This window comes from Streptomyces hamibioticus, from assembly GCF_047946815.1.
Classification (GTDB): domain Bacteria; phylum Actinomycetota; class Actinomycetes; order Streptomycetales; family Streptomycetaceae; genus Streptomyces.
In genome coordinates this window covers 7,420,199-7,438,750 of record NZ_JBKKQY010000001.1, presented here as the reverse complement: position 1 = coordinate 7,438,750, position 18,552 = coordinate 7,420,199, and the positions used below count along the sequence as shown (strand labels likewise).

Genomic DNA, 18,552 nt, shown 5'->3' with positions numbered 1-18,552 from the left:
CCCGGCAGCCCCTGCGGCATCGGCCCGCCATGATGGAAGGAACCATGGTGGCAGCAATGTCAGAGATAGCAGCCCTGTTGGGAGAACCGGGGTTCAACTGGTCGGACCCGGCGCCATGGGTCGAACTGGAGCAGGAATTCGGTTTCGAATTCCCGGCGGATTTCCGCGAGATCGTGGACGCCTACGGATCGGTCCAGATCAACGGGCAGCTGTACCTGGAGCACCCCGCCGGCCATCTTCTGCACAGCCTGGGAAGAACAATCAGGGGCGACCTCGAGATGTGGCGAGAGCAGGACATGGCAGACTTCCTGCCCAGTCCGGCAGGGTCGAGCCCCGGTGAGCTGATGCCGGTGGCCTCGGCTACGACTGGTGAATGGGTTTTCCTTCGCATTCCCGACAACACCTCGTTGCCCTGGCGCGTAGTGGTCCAGGAGCTCGACAGTCCGGCGTGGGCTCTCCACGAGATGACGTTCAGCGACTGGTTGCTGGCGTATCTCAGGGGCGAGGATGTGACGGTGTGTTCCCGCAGCCTTGCGCTTGACGGCCCGTTCTGGGAGTTCCTGCCCTGAGAGAGAGTGCGGTGGTCAGAGAAAGTCGCCGGTCAACCGGTGTTCGGCAAGAAAGAGGCAGCTGCGGAGGACGGTCGACCACGGCAACGCGGCATTCCCCGGGGGGAGAGACGGGAAGGATTCTCAATGATCGTGTCAAGCCGCCTGCGTGACCGGCGGGACGGAGGTGAACAGCCTCTTGTCACGCAGCATGGCCCACAGCACGTCGACCCGGCGACGGGCGAGCGCGAGCAGCGCCTGGGTGTGGTGCAGCCCCTCGGCGCGCTTCCTGAGGTAGTAGTCCCGGGAGGGACCGGGGCGCATCATCGCTGTCTGCGCGGCCATGTAGAACACCCAGCGCAGGCGTCGGCTGTAACGCTTGGGCCGGTGGTTGTTGCCGGTGCGGCGGCCGGAGTCACGCGGCACGGGAGCCAGGCCCGCCTGCGAGGCCAGGCGGGCGGCACTGTCGTAACCGGACAAGTCGCCGACGATGGCAACGAATTCAGCGCCGAGGATCGGCCCCATGCCGGGCAGCGACTCGATGATCTCGGCGCGCTCGTCCAGGCGGAACGTGTCGCGGATCTCCCGGTCGGTGTCCTTGATCCGCTCGTCCAGGGCGAGGAGCTGGCGGGCGAGATCGCACACGAGCTTGGCGGCCCGCTTCTCACCAGGAAGAGCGGTGATCTGCGACTGAGCGGCCTCCACCGCGCGGGCCGCAACGTCGCCGGCGCCGCGCACCTTGCGGCGCTCCAGCCAGGTCGTCAGCTGCTTGACACCGATCCTGCGCAAAGCGGCAGAGGTCTGGTACTCGGTGAGCATCACGACGGAGCCTTTGGCGGCGGAGTAGTCGAAGGCCCGCTCAAGGGCCGGGCAGATGCCCACCAGGGCGTCCCGCAGCCGGTTGATCAGCCGCACACGGTCAGCGATGAGGTCAGCACGGTGCGCGGTCAGCAGCCGCAACGTAGCCACGGTCTCGTCCGGGACGCCCAGCGCAGTGAAGTCCCGTCGCATCCGGACGATGTCCGCGATGACCAGGGCGTCCTCGGCATCGGTTTTGCCCTCGCCGCGGTAGGCACCAGACATCCGGTGCACGGTGCGGCCTGGCACGTAGACGACCGGCTGGCCGTGCGCGACGAGCAGGGCGAGCAGCAGTGTGCAGGCGCGGCCGGAGATGTCCACCGCCCAGCGCACCTCGTCCCCGGTTTCGCAGGCCGCCGCGATCAGCTGGAGGATCTCGGTTTCATCGTTGACGACCTTGCGGGAGAACACCGTCTCGCCTTCGGCGTTGACGGCGACCGCCCAGTGGTGGCCCTTGCCGGCGTCGATGCCGACCCATATGCGTGCGTGACGCGCGCTCAACCGCGTTGCTCCGTTCCTCCGTGGACCAGCTTCTTCGTGGTCCGAGGAACACTCCGCCAACAGTTCCTTAACCGGCGATGCCCGCAGCTCTCAATCAGCAGTCGGAGCGTCCCGGAGGACCGGGCGGCCAATCCTTCCGAGCCATCAACGGCAGAAACCCGTCAGCCACACCCCGGTCCTCCTGGACCGCCTCAATTCTTAAGGAAACCAGTGGTGGCAACGCCCGCACGGGTTCCCGATGAGCCCGACTGGTTGCTGGCTTGTCTGCAGGGCAGCTCCTCTGGAGGAGTCGGTGACCATGTCTTCTGAGCCCCGGGCACCGGGGCTCAGCCGTGGCCTTGTCGCCGAGCTGACCGTTCGCTGCGACGACGAGCCTTCGGCGACCCGGGTCGCGTTGGCGTGGCTGACCGACGGCGTGCAGTCCGCCTCCGGCGGCCTCGACGTTCAGGCGTTCAACCCGGCGGTGAAGGTCGCAGCCAGCGGATACCAGAGCATTCCCCATGCCCTGCTCGGAGGCGACACGGGCGCGGCGTGGGGCTACATCACCGCCTCTCCCGCCGATTCCTGGGGCGTGCTGTACAACCCGTATGGTCCCGATTCCGTGCCGTGGCTGCGTGAGCAGATCGAGGCCCGGGCCGAGTCGGTCGCAGTAGAGGTCGGAGGGGGCGAGGAGGTTACGTCAGGCGGGCCGGGCCCGGCCAGGCTGTCCGTCGCCTTCGACGAGGACCTGGCCGGCCACGTGAGGCTCCGCTGGCACGTGGAGGAACAGCAGCTCCTCGGCACCGGGAGAGGCGGTGCGAACCAGCGCACGCTGGCCTCCGTCCTGCGCGAATTCGCCCACGCGTACCCCGTCGTCTTCGCCCATCTCTCGCACGAGACCCCGGACAGCCAGACGGAGTGGGAAAAGTGCTTGCGCGGCATGCGGTCGGACCCCGCGGCGAACACGACGGAATGGCCGGACCGGCTGCGTGGGTACTCCTGGATCACGGTCGCTCCCGAACCGGCGGCACAGGCGCTCGGCGGCGCGGACGCTCTCCGCTCGACCGGAGCCTTCAGCGAGGTCGAAGTCCTGCCGAACGGTTCGTTCTGGCTGAAGGCGACGGACGACTACCGCGACTACGACCCCGCTCACGTGCGCAGGGTGTGGCAGGCGACAAGGAACGCGCTGATCCCCGGTGACCCGAAGCCTCCGGGGGAAGTACCTGGCGGTGGGTCGGCATGGATGGTCGCCTTCGAGTGATCGCGGTGGCCATGACGCCACGCAGTTCGACCGACCAGCCAGCCCCGTCCCTCCAGCCGTTTCAGACGGGCTCCCGCTCCCTCGACGCGGGAGGCGGAGGCACTGTCCCAGCCCAGCACCACCGCTGCCCGCCGAGCACCGAGCCCATCGGGTCCCGCCTCCAGGACAGCGGCCGTCGACGCCTGAAGTCCACCGACAGGAGCATCCCGGCGCGGAGATCATCTGCCATGACCGGGCTACCGCCTACACCAAGGCGTCAAGGAAGCCGACCCGGACGCCCTGGGCAAACACCCCCGGCCCCCGCAAGATCACCTCCTGGATCATGCGGCCCCGCGAGACCCTGACCGAGAGCCAGGGCAGGCGACTGCTGGAGGTCCGGCCCGCCTGCCCGGACCTCACCCGTGTCTGCGACCTGGCCCGCGTCTTCGCCGACCTGGTGCGTCACCGGCGCGGCCACCTGCTGCTGGAGTGGATCCGTCAGGCCGAGCAGGATGCGCCGAAGCCGATGCAGGGCTTCGGCGCATCCTCCGCCATGACCTCGACGCCGTCAGGCGCTGGTCTGACCCTCGAGTTCTGGCTTCGTCGAAGGACACGTGAATCGGATCAAAACACTCAAGCGAGCGATGTACGGCCGGGCCTCGTTCGCCCCCCTTCGGTCCCACATCCTGATCTGCCCATGAGATGGCGAAGCCGCACGCCAGCGGCGTGCACCATCGACTCGACTTCAGAGGACTACTGCGTGGCTGAGCGTGGTCTCGACTCATCCTGGCTGCACGCGTGGTGCCAGGAGGTGTCACAAGGCGTGAGCGGGCTGATGGGATCCTTCGAGGAGACGCACGGCTACCCCGCGGGGAACAACAATGTGGCGCCGGCAGATGATGAGACGCGGGCTGCGGTCGCCCTTCTGGCGAACCACCGGCCGGAACATGGGGCCCTGCTGTCGCTCTACGCCGTGATTGACAGCGTGTCCATGCCCGACATAGGCAACGGGTACTTCATCCACCCACCCTCCACTGTGACTGAGCACCTGGATGAGTACGGCGCGGTCCCCCTCACGAACGGCGCGCACGGAGTCGTATTCGGCAGCGACGGCGGGGGCAGACTCTTCGCTCTGACGGGCAACGGCGCAGTCCACAAGTCCAGGACCGCAGCCTGGAACGACGACTTCTATTCCGTGGCTGCCGACCTGAGAGACTTTCTTGAACAACTTCGCCGTGCCGTTGAGCAGTTCGCCGTCACGGGCGCCCCCGGGGCTCTCTGAGCTTCCCGCACCGCATGGCCACACGCGTCGGCCTCACGGAACTGCGGCCGGAGCCGATTCCAAGAATCCCCATCACTTTCGCTGGCTGGGTCATGCTCGGTCTGCCGTCCTTCCGTCCGAGCCGTATGAACAGCGCGTGCTGCCCGGGCAGACGGACACAGTGAGCTTCTTCGAGCTGGCCACCGATCAGGTGACAGTCGCGAGCCGCAACGAACGAGGCCCCCGGGCTGTTGATCGAGGTGTCTGACGTCTCAATCACGCTGCTCGGGGGCCTCGTTGGTCATCTATCCTGCCGCACTCGACTTGCCCCATGCGCTCGTGGAGTGGGTCACCATGCTCATCGTCACCCGTGAGGGCGACCGGCGCTGCAAGCTCCGCCCGTCTCAGCGCGCGATGATGGCACTGGTGTACCTGCGTGAACATGTGACCCTGGCGAAGATCGCTGCCGGGTTCGGGGTCAGCGAGTCCACCGCCCACGCCTACACCAGCACGGTTATCCACCTGCTCGCCGAACGAGCGCCGGGTCTGCTGAAAGTCCTGCGCGAGGCCGGCCCCGACTTGGTCCTGCTGGACGGCACGCTCGCCGAGTGCGACCGGGTCGGCGACTCACGCGCGGACTACTCCCACAAGCACCGCCGGCACGGGGTGAACGTGCAGGTGGTCACCGATCCGGGCGGTCGGCTGCTGTGGCTCTCACCCGCGCTGCCGGGCCGTGCCCACGACCTGACCGCCGCCCGCACCCACCGCATCATCCGCATCTGCGAGCGCCAGGGCGTCCCCATCCTGGCCGATCTCGCCTACCAGGACGGCGGCCCCTGGCTGACCACAGGCATCAAACGCAAGCCCCTGCAGCAACTCACCACCACCGAGAAGACCGTCAACCGGGCGTTGGCCGCTGCCCGGGCACCGGTCGAACGCGGCGTCGCACGACTGAAGTCCTGGCGGATCTTCCGCAGATCCCGATGCAGCCCAAACCGCATGACGTCAATCGCCAAAGCCGTCCTCACCCTGGAGAGGCAACGCTGAAGAAGCTCAGTGATGGGACTGGTGGCCAAGCTCCTATGAGGTCACGGACACCCGCCAGCACACGTGGTGGCATCCCTCGGGGCCGACAATGCAACAGCCAGACAGCCAGGTCGGGCGGGAATCAGCTCTCGCGTACATGCGGGGGCTGATTGCTCCGCTTGAGCGCAAGAACGGCTGGGCGCTGGCCGAGGAGGCCGGGCATGACGTCCCGGACCGTATCCAGCGGATGCTGAACCGGATCGAGTGGGACGCCGACGAGGTCCTGGACGATGTCCGCGACTACGTCGTCGAACACCTCGGAGACCGGGATGCCGTTTTGATCGTCGACGACACCGGCTTCCTGGAAAGGGGTCTCCGGTCGGCCGGCGTGCAAAGGCAGTACTCCGGAACCGCGGGCCGCACCGAGAACTGTCAGATCGGCGTGTTCCTCGCCTACGCCACCAGCCGCGGGCGCACGCTGATCGACCGCCGGTTGTATCTGCCCACGTCCTGGACGGACGACCGCCAGCGCTGCCGACGGGCGGGCATCAGTGACGAGGTCGCGTTCGAGACGAAGATGGCCATGGCCAAGACGATGGTCCGCCGGGCCATCGCGGACCGTATTCCGTTCGGTTGGGTGACCGCGGATGCCGCCTACGGCTTCAGCAAGGGCTGGCGGTTCGAGCTGGAGCAGGCGGACGTCTTCCACGTCATGGCCACCACCCGCCACGACACCGTCGTCACCCGCTGGGCACTCGACCACCCTGTCCACGACCTGTTTTCGAACCTGCCCCGCCAGAAGTGGAAACGCCGGTCCTGCGGCGAGGGCGCCCACGGCCAGCGCATCTACGACTGGGCCCGTGTCGAGGTGCGGCCCTGGCACCGTCCGGACCGCCGCCACTGGGTAATCGCCCGCCGCAGCGTCAGCCGCCCCGAGGAGATCTCCTACTACATCGCCTACTGTGCCGCCGGCACCACGCTGGACGAGCTCATCCGCATCGCCGGAAGCAGGTGGGCGGTCGAGGAATGCTTCCAGACGGCGAAGCAGGAGTGCGGCCTGGACGATTACCAGGTCCGCCGCTATCCCGGCTGGCACCGGCACATGACCCTCGCCATGGCAGCCCACGCCTGCCTGACCGTCCTGCGGGCGCGGGAGCTGGATGCGGAGAAAGCCGAAACGGATCTTCCCAGCTCACCCACCTGAGCCTCGCTGAAATCCGGCGCCTGATCACCCGCCTCACCGACCGCCGCCCCGCCCCTGCCGAGCACATCCTGCACTGGTCACACTGGCGCCGACGACGCCAACACCAAGCCCGCACCAGCCACTACAAACGACGCGGAAACAGCCCCTGAAAACTGCCCAGCACTCAGACCAACCACCGTTGCAGTACTAAAGCCGTACAACGCGACCGGGAAGTCCACGAATGGCTCACCGCCGCCCGCGACGCCGACCTTCCCGTACTCACCTCGGCCGCGGTCCTCGTCGAGGTGATCCACCCCAAGATCAACGACGCCGCGCTCAAGTGGACGCTCTCCCGGCTCCGGGTCGAGCCCGTCACCCAGGCCCTCGCCCAGGCCGCCGCCACCCTACTGCGCGCGGCCGGGCTGCATGGCCACAAGTACGCCATCGACGCCATGCTCTGCGCCACCGCCCTCGCTCAGCCGGGCCGCATCACCATCCTGACGCCCGACGTCGAGGACATCACCATGCTCACGACCGACCACCCGCGCGTGACCGCCGAGAAGGTCTGAACCGCCGACGAGGCCGGCCTGTACGCCTTCCTCGTCAGTGACCGGCGGCGAGTTCGTCGAGCGCATCAAGGCGGTCGCCGCGGTCGTCATGTACGACATCGCCCGCAACTACTCCCAGGGCTTCCACGACTCCCTCACCGACGAGGACCGCAGGAAGACGCTCGAGCTGCTCGCCGAGCAGCGGTACGCGGAGTTCAAGGGCGCCGCACCCACACTGCCCCCGCGTGGCGCGCCGATCGGGTTCGACGAGAACACCGACCCCATCGGCCGCGAGTTCGGCGCGTTCTCCTCCACCCCGGTGGGCTACCACCCGAACGCCACCACCCAGTTCACCCTGAGCGTGGGCGCCCCACCCCGCAGCGACTCCTGGCACCGCTTCGGCGAGGAGGGCTTCTCCGCACCGTCCGTGCGGCGAGCCGGGCCGGGACGGAATCGTGGGCGAGCGCGAGGTCGGCACCCCCCTGGAGACGAGGTCCGGCACCGCACGTCCGTGGCGCACTGCATACAGCAGACGGCCCCTCCTCCAGACAGGAAGGGCCCCCTGATCACGGTCGTTTCCGCGTACGTCCGCAGCTGTGCGGGATCTTCAACGACCGCCAGTGCCGCCCCTGCCCGGTCCGCGAGCAGTGCACCACCTCAAGCCTCGGTCGGTGCCTGGCCCCGCGGCCCCGCGAAGAACACGAAGCCCTCCGCCAGGCCCGCGCCGAGCAGGACACGACACCTGGAAGGACCGCTACAAAACCCGCGCCGGAGCCGAGGGCGCCATCGCCCAGGGCGTCCAACGCTGCGGTCTGCGCAGACCCCGCTACCGCGGCCTCGCGAAAACCGGCCCCCAGCACCAGCTCACCGGCGCCGCAATCAAACTCGCCCGCATCGACGCCCACCTCACCGGCGCACCCCGGGCCCGCACCCGCACCCGCCACTTCGCAGCACTCGGCCCCGCCGAGCCGAAGCCCGGCGGGGCCGAGAAGGGCCTGCCCCCGAATTGACCAACAGCGTCGTGTCGCGATCCCCGGGGCCCAACTGCATCCGAACGGCGGTGACTCCAAGCCCAAATCGGGATCTCCACCAATTCGTTATCAAGATCATCACAACCCTTTCAGAGCGTGACGTACATCATGACGGATACTCGAGGATTACCCGGTTTCTACCCGGTTTCTGCATTGGACGAGTCCACCAAGCCCCGGCTTCGATAGAGGTCTTGGACCGCAGGGGGGTGACGAGACTTCCCCTCGTAATCGAGACGGGAGTCGTGATGTCACAACCACCGCGGATATTTAGCAGACGTCAGTCACTGGCCATTTTCGGCGGGATCGCGGCAGGTACCGCACTGCCCCTGGGGGCGTTCGGGTCCCGGCCCGCGTACGCGGCGGGCACGGCGGCGGCCGACGGCGGTACACGGCTGCCCGATACCGACCGCGGCAAGGTCGTGCAGGCGTACCGGACCGGCGGCCGCGCGGTGCGCACGGCCGCGGCGGCGGCGCTCGTGGGCAGCGCGGACGACGTGGCCACGTTCCTCGGCGAGAGGCTGCCGGCGGCCACGGCCGAGGACAACCGGTTCACGCTCACCGAGGCCCTGGTCAGCGCGGGCAAGGCGACGCGTGCCGGGATCGGGCAGGCGCTGTCCGGCGGGGACGCGGCGGTCGCCGCCTATCTGCAGGGCGGCTTCGAGTCGGCGGTGCACGAGGACCTCGAAGTGGCCGTGACCACGGTCAACGCGCATGGCGGCAAGGCCGTGAAGCGTGAGTCCTCCGAGGCGCTCGCGACCGGTACGGACTTCGCACTGCGGGACTTCCTCAGCACCGGGCAGTACGACGCACACGGCGAGGACCAGCGCGTCCAGGTGACCTCCATCCTCGTGACCGCCTCGCCGCAGGTGCGGGAGTACGCGGAGCGGGCGCTCGACGACGGATCGCCGCGGGCGATCCAGTGGTTCCTGACGACGGGGCAGTACATCGCCCGGGCGCGGGACGAGGAGTCGGCGGAGATCCAGCAGCTGGTCAAGATCGTGGAGTCGGAGGGGCGGCGCGCGGAGCGCAAGACCGACGAAGCGGTCGAGCTGTCCGAGCAGGCGGTCCAGGCCGCCGGGAAGGCCAAGGCGGCCGCGCTGGAGGCGAAGGCCGAGGCGCAGGCCGCCGAGCAGGACGTGCAGCGCTCGGCCAGAGCCGCGAACAAGGCGGCGCGGGCCGCCCAGGGTGCCGCGGCCGCCGCGTCGACCGCGGTGTCCGCCTCGCGTACCGCGCAGGCCGCGGCCCGGCGTTCCGTGGCCGCCGCGAACGCCGCCGCGGCAGCCGCCGCCGCTGCGGGGCGCGCCGCATCGCGTGCCTACCGCGCCGCGATCAGCGCCTCCAAGAACGCGAACATGGCGGAGGCCGCCAACCAGGCGGCGCAGGCCGCGCGGCTCATGGTCGACTGGGTGCGCACCGTGGCCGCGAAGGCCAGGCTCGCGGCCCTCGCCTCCGATGCGGCCGAGGCCGCGGGCAACGCCGCCGCGGGTGCCGCGGTCGACTCGGCCGCCGCCGCGCGCGCTTCGGCCGACGCCGCCGTGTCCGCCGGTGCCGCGCAGTCCGAGGCCGCCGAAGCGCAGCGCCAGGCCGCCATCGCGGAGGCCGCCGCCGGCCGGGCCACGGCGGCCGCGAGCCGGGCCTCGACCCTGTCCCGTAGGTCGGCCGCCGCCGCGCGTACCGCGTCCGCCGCCGCCGACAGCGCGGCCGACCACGCGGAGAAGGCGGCCGATGCCGCCGAGGAAGCGGCCCGGCACGCCGGCGAGGCCGTGGACTACGCCAACCGCTCCACCGCCGCCGCGAACGCCGCCGTGGAGGCCGCGAACAAGGCGTACGACGCCGTCACCGAGGCGCGTACGGTCGAGCAGGAGGCCCGGGACGCCGAGATCGCGCGGCTCAACGAGGAGACCGAGGAAGCGATCGAGGTCGCCAAGCAGCAGCGGAGGGAGGAGACCGACCGTCTGGAGCGCGCCAACCGGGAGCGTACGCAGGAGGCGCGGCTGTCCGACGAACTCGTCGCGTTGATCACCGCGATGGAGGCGGCGCTCGCCGACGGCCGGACCGGGGAGGCCGTGAGCAAGGGCCGGCAGGCCGCCGTCCATCTGCTCGACCGGTCCGGTACGTGGACCCGCGAGGCCGCCGAGTTCGCGCTGGCCGGCTCGGACGAGGACGTACTGCGCTGGATCGAGGCCGACCGGGTCATCGCGCTGCAGCAGGACAACGCGGAGAACGCCGCGGCCGTCGCCGCCATCTCCACGCAGAACGTGGCCGAGGCCGCAGCGGCGGCGCTGCAGACCGAGGACGCCGCCACCATCAGGACGTTCCTGGAAAAGGGCGCGGTCGAGGCGGCCAGGGACGACAACGAGGTGGAGATCACCACGCTCCTCGCGGACTCCTCCACCGGTACCGCCGTACGGCGTGCCGCCGAGGCCGCCCTGACGGACGGCTCCGCCGAGGCGCTGCACACCTTCCTGCACGTGGAGCGCGCCGCGGCCGTCCACGAGGACGACAAGGTGGCGGCCACCACGCTCCTGGAGACCGGCGGCCCGTACGTACAGGCCGCGGCGAAGGTCGCTCTCGAAGGCGATACGCACATGCTGCGCCAGTTCATCGGCACGACGCAGCACGAGTTCGCGCGCATCGACCACGATCACGCCACGCACATCAGCGCGATCCGTGCGGCGATCGCGCGGGCGGCCAAGATCGCCGAGGACGCGCTCGAGGACGCGGCACGCGCCTCCGAGGCCGCGGCCATCGCCCGGCAGGCCGCCCAGGAAGCCACCGAGTGGGCCAGCAAGGCCGACGGCTGGGCGGCCGACGCCAAGGCCTCCGCCGAGGAGGCCCGCAAGAACGCGGCGGCCGCGGAAGCCTCCGCGGCCTCCGCCGCCCAGTCCGCGCAGACCGCGGCGAACGCGGCCGCGGCGGCCCGCAAGGCGAGCAGTGTGGCGCGGGACGCGGCCAACCGGGCCGTGCGCTCCGCCTCGACCGCCGCGGCCTACGCCGCTGACGCGCAGGCCTCCGCGACGAAGGCCCGGCAGGCGGAGCTCGCGGCGGGCAAGTCCTTTGCCGAGGCGGCCATCGCCGCCACCGAGGCGCGGATCCTGGTCATCCAGGCCGCGATCCAGCAGGCGATCCAGGACGCGATCGACAACTCGAAGGTGCCGATCGACGGCGAGACCGGGCTGCCCGACGGCGCCGAGAGCTGCCTGACACCGTTCGGCGACCCGATCGAGCACCGTAACAACACCAACCCGTGGGAGCTGGGGTGGAGCTGGCTCACCGGCACCGGCCCCAGGTCACAGTGTTTCGGCCCGGACGACGAGTTCACCCGCATCTACCGTGAGCACGCGCACACGCAGGGGGTCCTCGACTACTTCCTCAACGAATGGCAGCGGACCGGGAAGTACGAGCTGGGTCACACCTACATGGACGACTACATGCTCAGCGGCTTCGACGGCGCCGGCAAGTACGTCACGGACTACGGGACGCTCACCACGGGCGGGCTCACCGGCAACCTCGCGTACACGTTCCTGGGCTCGCATCAGGTCCGTATGACTCCCATCCGGGAGAACCCGGACGGATCGGTCACCTGGCGCTACACCGCGTACAACGAATCGGACATCGAGTCGGCGACGCACCCGCCGGTCATCGGGTACACGGACTGGTGGAGCGACACCGTGGGCGCGTTCGTCGACAAGGTCGTCGGTGACGAGGGGCCGATGTCGCCCAAGACCCAGGTGATCGAGTTCAACGTTACGCTGGGCCCGTGATGCGCAAGAGGGCAAGTGGACGGTGGCTCTTCGCTGTGCTTGCCGCTTCCGCGGTGCTCGTCTCGGGGTGCTCGGGGGCGGTCGACCCGGAGAAGCTGCCCGGCGTGTACCGCAACGACGACGGCGGGCAGATCGAGCTCTCGGCGGACGGCACGTTCTCGGCCACCCGTGTGACGACGAGCGAGGGCGCGGATCCGGTCGATTTCAGCGGCAGTTGGGATTATGAGGATCCGGGCACTTCGAGCGATTTCGTGTACTTGGGGGTCGAGGACGGCGGGCTCGGCAAGACCGGCGGGATCCAGCTCTATGTAGACGATCAGGACACGCTGTACTTCCAGTCCGATCCGGACGGGCCGGTCACGCAGGAGCTCAACAAGACGAGCTGAGTGGCCTGACGGCGCAGGGCGGTAAGGTCGCGGAGTTTTCCTTCGCACCCATTTCCTTTCTTCCCCGCCGCCTCTCTGCGGGCCGCATTGCGAGCTATTACGAAGTCGTTACGAAGATCACTACAACACTTTCCCGAGTGTGGCGCGAAACGCGATCCACACTCACCGGTCGCCCGATTTCTATCCGTTTTAGGAATTGGACGTGCTCGCCAAGTGCCCGCTTCGATAAGGGGCTTGAACCCAAAAACTGTCGACTTTCTAGGACTGTGATGAAGATACGCAGCGCATTCGTGCGCATTCTGGGCGCCGCGGCCACCGCCGGCGCCCTGGCATGGGCCGTGCTCGCTCAGGGCGGCGCGGGTGCCGCCTCCGGGTCCTCCACCGGGACCGTCGCCGAGGCCGCGCCCGGCTACGCCGTCGAGGACTACAACTACCCCAACGCCGACAAGATCCTGGCCGAGCAGAACGTCGTCCTCAAGCGCGGCGACGGCCACATCGTGCTCGCCGACTGCGCCAGCGGGGACAACCTCCTGCAGTTCCTCGCGCGCGACCACGAGGACGTCTGCTTCAAGGTCACCGCCGACGAGGGCTTTCTGACCCTCGAACTGCCCTCGGTGCACGGGGTGAAGACGGATGACTCCACCACCACCCACCTGGAGATGACCGCCGAGGGCGACCAGGTCGAGTACGACATCCCCGCGGACACGTGGAAGGGCGTCGGCGAGTCCGTCGACGGCCGCGAGCACGTCCTGGTCGAGATCCGCGTCACCAGCTAGTCGCCTTCGCCCTGTGATTGAGGAAACCACTCGTATGTCTTCTATCAGACGTCCCCGTCTGGCCGCGCTCGGCGCGGTCCTGGCCGCCGGGTCGCTCGCGCTGAGCGCGGCACCCGCCGTCGCCATCACCGGCGGCACACCGGTCGCCGACTCGGACACCACCCACGCCTACACCGCACAGATCACCATCGGTGCCCACGACCGCGGCTGCTCCGCCGTCCTCGTCGACGCCGAATGGCTGCTCACCGCGGCCAGCTGCTTCGCCGAGGACCCGGCCGCCTCGCTCGCCGTGCCGTCCGGCGTCCCCGCCAAGACGACCACCTCCGTCATCGGCCGCTCCGACCTCCCCGGCACGCAGGGCGCCGAGCGCCGCGTCGTCGAGATCGTGCCGCGCACGGACCGCGATGTGGTCCTGGCCCGCCTCAACCGGCCGGTCACCAACGTGACCCCGGCCCAGCTCGCCACCACCGCGCCCGCGGCCGGTGCGGAGCTGACCTCGTCAACAGCCTGCCCGCTGATCACATGAGCGGCCTCCTGCTGCACGCCGACGGCTTCGACGAGCACCGGGAGTTCACCCACAACCTGCGCAGCGAACCCCACGACGATCGCTTGGCCGGAGTGACGCTGCTCCATCGCCTCGTGGTGGGGCTCACTCCGGACCGCATGACGACCCATGAGATTGACCTGGCCGTCACCGCCGTCACCGTCACCGGCTGCGCGGTCCGCGTCGCCGTCGACGCGCACCCCGACCATCCCGTATCCCACCCAGAGGGCCCGTCGGCCCTCTGGGAGCGCCGTGTCGACGACGTCGGCCCGGCCCGGGCCATGCGCTTCCACGGCCGCGCCGTGGAGGAGCTCCGCGACCTGGAGAATCCCTCCGGGCCGCTGATCACCCTTTCCGACAGAACAGATAGGAACCTCTGTGACCGGAAGATCCCCTCGTTCAGCCTGGGTGACGGCAATAGCCGCCGGTATCACCGCCGGTCTGCTCGGCACCTCGATTCCCGCGAACGCGGTGGTCGGCGCCGCCGTCACCGACGCCTCGTACGCATTCACCGCGGACCTGCGCATCGGTGAGGGCGACCAGACACGATCCTGCTCGGGCGCGCTCATCGACGCGCAGTGGGTCCTCACGGCCGCCGCGTGTTTCGCCGCCGACCCAGTGGCGGGTGGCACGGTTGCCGCGGGCAAACCCGACCTAAAGACGGTGGCGACCGTCGGCCGCAACGACCTCACGGGCACCGGCGGCCATGTCAGCGAGGTCGTCGAGCTGGCGCCGCGCGAGGGCACCGACCTCGTACTGGCCCGCCTCACCGCCCCGGCGACCGGCGTCACCCCGGTCCCGCTGGCCGCCACGCCCGTGGCCCAGGGCGAGGTCCTGAAGGCGGCGGGCTTCGGCCGTACGAAGACCGAGTGGCGCCCCGACAAGCTGCACGCCGCGACCTTCGGCGTGGACGCCGTCACGAGCGGAGCCCTGTCCCTCTCGGGCGCCACCGCCGACGACGCGATCTGCGCGGGCGACACCGGCGGCCCGCTCCTGCGCCAGAAGTCCGGCGGCGGTTTCGAGCTGGTCGGCATCAACACCCGTTCCTGGCAGGGCGGCTGCTTCGGCTCGTCCCAGACGCGTACGGGCGCGGTGGCGACCCGCACGGACGGCATGCGCTTCGGCTCGGCCCTCGCGGCCGACCAGACGCTCCGGGCGGGCGACGTCCTGGTGTCGGCCTCCGCCCGGGTGGCGATGCGCGCGGACGGCAACCTGGTCGTCACGTCCGTCGCGGGCAAGGCTCTGTGGTCCACCGGCACGGCCGGCAACGCGGGCGCGACGGCCCACTTCGGCGCGGACGGCAATCTCGTGGTCCGCGACGCCGCAGGCACCACGATCCTGTGGCAGTCCGGCACCAGCGCGACCGGCGGCAGAGCGGCCCTCCTGGACTCCGGCGACTTCGTTATCCGCGACGCGTCCGGTGCCGCCGTGTGGTCCAGCAACACCGCCGTTCGGGGCGACCTCGACCACGACGGCCGCAGCGACATGTCGGCCTGGTACGACTTCCCCCAGGGCACGGACGCCACGTACAGCTTCTCCGGCAAGCCGGACGGCAGCCTCAGTGGCTACCGGAAGACGTACGCCTCGGCCGTGGGCCAGTGGGGCAACGAGCACATGAAGCGCGCCACCGGCGACTTCAACGGTGACGGCCGCGCCGACTTCATGGCGATCCAGGGCTACGGGGACAGCAGCGTCAAGCTGTTCATCGCGCTCGGCAAGGCGGACGGCACCTACGGCGAGCCGACCAAGGCGTGGGAGGTGGTCCCGAACCACGTCACCTTCCACGAGACCTACATGACCCCGCTGGCCGGCGACTACAACGGCGACGGCTACGACGACGTGGCGATCTGGAACGTGGACAGGACCACGGGCGTCACCAAGCTGTGGACGCTGACGTCGAACGGCAACGGTGGTGTCGTGCGGCTGATCCCGTCCGAGTGGTCCGGCCCCAAGGGCACCTGGCTGGCCTCCCGCTCCAAGTTCGTGACCGGCGACTTCAACGGCGACGGCCGCGACGAGGTGGGCCTGCTCTACGGCCAGGGCGACAACAGCATCAAGACGTACGTCTTCCCCACCACGCCGACCGGTGTCTTCACCACCCCGGCGACGTGGTGGACAGGCCCGGCGGCCACCACGTTCGACTGGAACCGCGCCCACCCGCGCACCGGTGACTTCGACGGCGACAGCCGCGACGACCTGATGTTCTGGTACGACCACACCGACGGCACGGACACGGTCCGGACCCTTGTCTCCACGGGCACCGCCTTCGGTCCCACGCCGAAGCTCACCCTGAGCGGCAGCCTGACATTCTCGTCGATGCAGCTGGTGGTCGGCGACTACAACGGCGACGGCCGCGACGACCTCGGCGCCATGTACGGCGACTCGTCCACCGGCGTCGTCCGCCTGTGGACCTGGACGGCCAAGCCCGACGCCATGTTCAACGGCGCCCTCCTGGGCTGGGAGTCCTCACCGAACAGCTTCGTATACGGCCAGACGCACTTCATGCACCCGTACTACGTCTGACTGATCCTCACACACCCGCAGGCCCGGCGTGCTCCCACGTCCGGGCCTGCGGCCGCCCCGGAACCGCCGGGCCGGACCAGGGCGGGGACCGGGCATGAGGTCAGGCGCGCACCACGTGACCGTGCCACGACGCCAGCCCTGTCGCTGTTCCGTATGCGCCCGCGGGTGCCTGAGGTCCGGCGTGTGAGGGGACGGGGCTCAGGGCCTGGAGGACGTGACGCTGCTGATCCTCGAGTGGCTCGGCGAGCAGGGGGTGGATGCGATGATCCGGGTCGACGCCGAGCGGATGCGCGAGGACCGGCCCGCGTGGACGTTCACTGCCGGCGGCGGGCCTTGACCCCGGAGTTTGAACACGTCTATGCGGCTCGGGCCTGGGTAGTTGATGCTGGGTGGACGGCGTTCTCGTAGGTGATCGGGGCTCGCTGGCCGAGCCGGGAATGACGGCGTCGGGTGTTGTAACGGTGGAGCCAGCGGAAGGCGGCGAGTCGGGCCTCGCGCTCGCTTGACCAGCCCTTTCGGCCCTTCAGCGTTTCCCTTTTGAAGCTGGCGTTGAACGATTCGGCGGCGGCGTTGTCCGCGCTGGACCCGACGGCGCTCATGCTCTGCAGGACACCGGCCCGGCGGCAGGCATCCGCGAAGACCCGACTGGTGTACTGGGCCCCGTGATCGGTGTGCATCACCGCCCCGTTGAGCCTGCCGCGGGTCCGTTCCGCGGCGGCGAGGGCGTCGACGACGAGCTCGGTGCGCATGTGGTCGGCGATCGCCCAGCCGGCCAGGCGGCGCGAACACAGGTCGATCACCGTCGCGAGATAGCAGAATCTTCCGCCGCTGACGCTCAAGTATGTGATGTCGCCGACGTACTTGGTTTGATCTCGTTCGCGGTGAAGTCGCGGCCGATCACATCAGGGGCCTTCGCGGCGGCCGGGTCGGCGATGGTGGTGCGGTGCCGGCGCCGCAGACGGACCCCTTCGAGGCCGATGGTCCGCATGATCCGCGCAACGCGCTTGTGGTTGACCGCCTGGCCGCCCTCGTCGCGGAGCTCGGCGGTGATCCTCGGGGCGCCGTAGGTGCCGTCGGAGTCCCGGTGAACCTTGCGTATCCGGGCCGCGAGCCGGTCGTCGGCGGCCTGGCGGGCCACGCGGGCCGGGGTGGTGCGGCGCCAGTAATAGAAGCTCGAGCGGGCGATCCCGAGAATGTCGCAGAGCCGCTTCACGCCGTACCGGCGCTGGTGGTCCTCAACGAACTGGCAGCGGTTCACCAGCGCGTCTCCCCTGCGAAATACCGGGCCGCCTTGCGGAGGATGTCGCGTTCTTCCCCCAGCTCGCGGATCCTCTTCCTCGCGGCGGCCAGCTCCGCCTGAGCCGCGTCACCGGCAAGCTGCGACGCCGTCGCGGGGGCGGAGCGGACACCGGAGCGGCGTCCGTCGGCAGCCCGGATCCAGTTCCGCAGCGTCTCGGTGTTCACTCCGAGGTCGGCGGCGACCGACTTGATCGTTGCTCCCGGACGCGACTGGTACAACGCGACCGCGTCGGCCTTGAACTCGGCGGGGTAGTGCTTCATCCCCACGGGGACTCCGTTCTCCTGGACCATCAAGATCCAAGTCTCTCCGGTGTCCGAACTCCGGGGTCAGGGCCCACCGTCGACGAACCCGCTGGATAGCTCACGAAACCGCACTGGAGTACTGGGGCCTGTTGGGAAAGTGTTGGCCCCAGCCAGGAACATCTGGCTCCACCGTGCTGGTTGTCAGTGGGTTCTCGTAGGCTCTCGGCGGTCTGATCGAAGGGATTGCCATGGAAGACCCGACAGGTATCGCAGCGCTGGCCAGGATTCTTCCTGCTGATCTTGGCACTGACGAGGAGATCGACTGGGCGGCCGCGGAGGCGAGGTGGGGCACGCGCCTCCCGCGGGACTACATGGCCTTCATGTCCGTGTGGGGTGCTGGCTCGTTTGAGGAAGTCTGCATCCTCTTGCCCTTGCCGAAGGAGTACATCCAATGGGATCCCGGGACCTTCGAGGAGGAGACGGAGAACGCTCGTTACACCTGGGAGATGCTGGACGGCCAGGAGGGCCTCGACATCGACCCGGACCACATCCTCGCCTGGGGTGTCACATCCGGCGCGGACATCCTCTGCTGGCTGACCACCGACGCTGACCCTGATCGGTGGCCGGTCCTGGTCTGCGGTCGCCACACCCGTGAGGACTTCACCCTGTTCTCCTGCGGCATGGTCGAATTCCTCCGCAAACTGCTCCTGGACGAGTTCGACCCTTACCCGATCAGCATCGATCTCCGCGACGCCTCACCACGCTACGTGCACTGGCTCACGCAGCAACGTCGCTGGAAGGCGGGCTTGGACCGGTACTCCGGTGAACCCGCCACCCAGTAA

General features: G+C 69.3%; 15 protein-coding genes and 4 pseudogenes. 15 read left to right on the top strand and 4 right to left on the bottom strand.

Going from position 1 to position 18,552, the window contains the following annotated elements:
* Positions 1–44: 44 nt before the first annotated feature.
* Positions 45–569 (top strand): SMI1/KNR4 family protein, encoded by a 525-nt coding sequence (locus ACLGIH_RS34265; protein WP_416529127.1) that lies wholly within the window; start codon positions 45–47, stop codon positions 567–569.
* 135 nt (positions 570–704) lie between these two features.
* On the opposite strand, the gene ACLGIH_RS34260 is transcribed toward ACLGIH_RS34265, so the two are convergent.
* Complete coding sequence (locus ACLGIH_RS34260; protein ID WP_416529126.1) at positions 705–1,907, bottom strand: IS110 family RNA-guided transposase; 1,203 nt, start codon at positions 1,905–1,907, stop codon at positions 705–707.
* A 298-nt stretch (positions 1,908–2,205) separates the two neighbouring features.
* Here ACLGIH_RS34260 and ACLGIH_RS34255 point away from each other — a divergent pair, with 298 nt between their 5' ends.
* The gene (locus tag ACLGIH_RS34255; RefSeq protein WP_416529125.1) at positions 2,206–3,147 is read left to right on the top strand and encodes a hypothetical protein; all 942 of its coding nucleotides are present in this window, start codon (positions 2,206–2,208) and stop codon (positions 3,145–3,147) included.
* On the opposite strand, the pseudogene ACLGIH_RS34250 reads toward ACLGIH_RS34255, so the two are convergent.
* Positions 3,036–3,332 (bottom strand): annotated as a pseudogene (locus ACLGIH_RS34250) (hypothetical protein); the annotation flags it as partial. The gene ACLGIH_RS34255 and the pseudogene ACLGIH_RS34250 sit on opposite strands and share 112 nt — an antisense overlap.
* A 137-nt stretch (positions 3,333–3,469) precedes the next feature.
* Here ACLGIH_RS34250 and ACLGIH_RS34245 point away from each other — a divergent pair.
* The 4 genes from ACLGIH_RS34245 to ACLGIH_RS34230 all read left to right on the top strand — a co-directional run bounded on the left by ACLGIH_RS34245 (position 3,470) and on the right by ACLGIH_RS34230 (position 7,165).
* Positions 3,470–4,408 carry a hypothetical protein gene (locus ACLGIH_RS34245; protein WP_416529124.1) on the top strand — a complete coding sequence of 313 codons (939 nt, stop codon included), beginning with the start codon at positions 3,470–3,472 and terminating at the stop codon, positions 4,406–4,408.
* Positions 4,409–4,684: 276 nt separating this feature from the next.
* Positions 4,685–5,434 (top strand): transposase, encoded by a 750-nt coding sequence (locus ACLGIH_RS34240; protein ID WP_416529123.1) that lies wholly within the window; start codon positions 4,685–4,687, stop codon positions 5,432–5,434.
* An 88-nt stretch (positions 5,435–5,522) separates the two neighbouring features.
* A complete protein-coding gene (locus tag ACLGIH_RS34235) occupies positions 5,523–6,617 on the top strand; it encodes an IS701 family transposase (protein WP_473246766.1) in 1,095 nt (364 codons plus the stop codon).
* A gap of 152 nt (positions 6,618–6,769) precedes the next feature.
* A complete protein-coding gene (locus ACLGIH_RS34230) occupies positions 6,770–7,165 on the top strand; it encodes a DNA-binding protein (protein ID WP_416529562.1) in 396 nt (131 codons plus the stop codon).
* Positions 7,166–7,199: 34 nt separating this feature from the next.
* Here ACLGIH_RS34230 and ACLGIH_RS34225 read toward each other — a convergent pair whose 3' ends face one another.
* Positions 7,200–7,475, bottom strand: a complete 276-nt coding sequence (locus ACLGIH_RS34225; protein WP_416529122.1) for a hypothetical protein — start codon at positions 7,473–7,475, stop codon at positions 7,200–7,202.
* A gap of 275 nt (positions 7,476–7,750) precedes the next feature.
* Here ACLGIH_RS34225 and ACLGIH_RS34220 point away from each other — a divergent pair.
* The 8 genes and pseudogenes from ACLGIH_RS34220 to ACLGIH_RS34185 all read left to right on the top strand — a co-directional run.
* A pseudogene (locus ACLGIH_RS34220) lies at positions 7,751–8,154 on the top strand (transposase); the annotation flags it as partial.
* Positions 8,155–8,420: 266 nt separating this feature from the next.
* Positions 8,421–11,939 (top strand): ALF repeat-containing protein, encoded by a 3,519-nt coding sequence (locus ACLGIH_RS34215; RefSeq protein ID WP_416529121.1) that lies wholly within the window; start codon positions 8,421–8,423, stop codon positions 11,937–11,939.
* Positions 11,939–12,325 carry a hypothetical protein gene (locus ACLGIH_RS34210; protein WP_416529561.1) on the top strand — a complete coding sequence of 129 codons (387 nt, stop codon included), beginning with the start codon at positions 11,939–11,941 and terminating at the stop codon, positions 12,323–12,325. Before ACLGIH_RS34215 ends, ACLGIH_RS34210 begins: the two co-directional genes overlap by 1 nt.
* Positions 12,326–12,594: 269 nt before the next feature.
* Positions 12,595–13,101 (top strand): hypothetical protein, encoded by a 507-nt coding sequence (locus ACLGIH_RS34205; RefSeq protein WP_416529120.1) that lies wholly within the window; start codon positions 12,595–12,597, stop codon positions 13,099–13,101.
* Positions 13,102–13,135: 34 nt separating this feature from the next.
* Positions 13,136–13,597, top strand: a pseudogene (locus ACLGIH_RS34200) (trypsin-like serine protease); the annotation flags it as partial.
* A gap of 26 nt (positions 13,598–13,623) precedes the next feature.
* Positions 13,624–14,178 (top strand): hypothetical protein, encoded by a 555-nt coding sequence (locus ACLGIH_RS34195; protein ID WP_416529119.1) that lies wholly within the window; start codon positions 13,624–13,626, stop codon positions 14,176–14,178.
* Positions 14,063–16,168, top strand: coding sequence for an FG-GAP-like repeat-containing protein (locus tag ACLGIH_RS34190; protein WP_416529560.1), 2,106 nt, complete (start codon positions 14,063–14,065; stop codon positions 16,166–16,168). Before ACLGIH_RS34195 ends, ACLGIH_RS34190 begins: the two co-directional genes overlap by 116 nt.
* Before the next feature lie 214 nt (positions 16,169–16,382).
* Entirely contained in the window at positions 16,383–16,505 is a 123-nt protein-coding gene (locus tag ACLGIH_RS34185; protein ID WP_416529118.1) for a hypothetical protein, read from the top strand.
* A gap of 19 nt (positions 16,506–16,524) precedes the next feature.
* On the opposite strand, the pseudogene ACLGIH_RS34180 reads toward ACLGIH_RS34185, so the two are convergent.
* Positions 16,525–17,734, bottom strand: a pseudogene (locus tag ACLGIH_RS34180) (IS3 family transposase).
* A 224-nt stretch (positions 17,735–17,958) separates the two neighbouring features.
* Here ACLGIH_RS34180 and ACLGIH_RS34175 point away from each other — a divergent pair.
* A complete protein-coding gene (locus tag ACLGIH_RS34175) occupies positions 17,959–18,552 on the top strand; it encodes an SMI1/KNR4 family protein (RefSeq protein WP_416529117.1) in 594 nt (197 codons plus the stop codon).

Coding starts and splice junctions, on each gene's coding strand:
- ACLGIH_RS34265 (WP_416529127.1), top strand. CDS start 45: ATGGTGGCAGCAATGTCAGAGATAGCAGCCCTGTTGGGAGAACCGGGG.
- ACLGIH_RS34255 (WP_416529125.1), top strand. CDS start 2,206: ATGTCTTCTGAGCCCCGGGCACCGGGGCTCAGCCGTGGCCTTGTCGCC.
- ACLGIH_RS34245 (WP_416529124.1), top strand. CDS start 3,470: ATGCGGCCCCGCGAGACCCTGACCGAGAGCCAGGGCAGGCGACTGCTG.
- ACLGIH_RS34235 (WP_473246766.1), top strand. CDS start 5,523: ATGCAACAGCCAGACAGCCAGGTCGGGCGGGAATCAGCTCTCGCGTAC.
- ACLGIH_RS34215 (WP_416529121.1), top strand. CDS start 8,421: ATGTCACAACCACCGCGGATATTTAGCAGACGTCAGTCACTGGCCATT.
- ACLGIH_RS34210 (WP_416529561.1), top strand. CDS start 11,939: ATGCGCAAGAGGGCAAGTGGACGGTGGCTCTTCGCTGTGCTTGCCGCT.
- ACLGIH_RS34205 (WP_416529120.1), top strand. CDS start 12,595: ATGAAGATACGCAGCGCATTCGTGCGCATTCTGGGCGCCGCGGCCACC.
- ACLGIH_RS34195 (WP_416529119.1), top strand. CDS start 13,624: ATGAGCGGCCTCCTGCTGCACGCCGACGGCTTCGACGAGCACCGGGAG.
- ACLGIH_RS34175 (WP_416529117.1), top strand. CDS start 17,959: ATGGAAGACCCGACAGGTATCGCAGCGCTGGCCAGGATTCTTCCTGCT.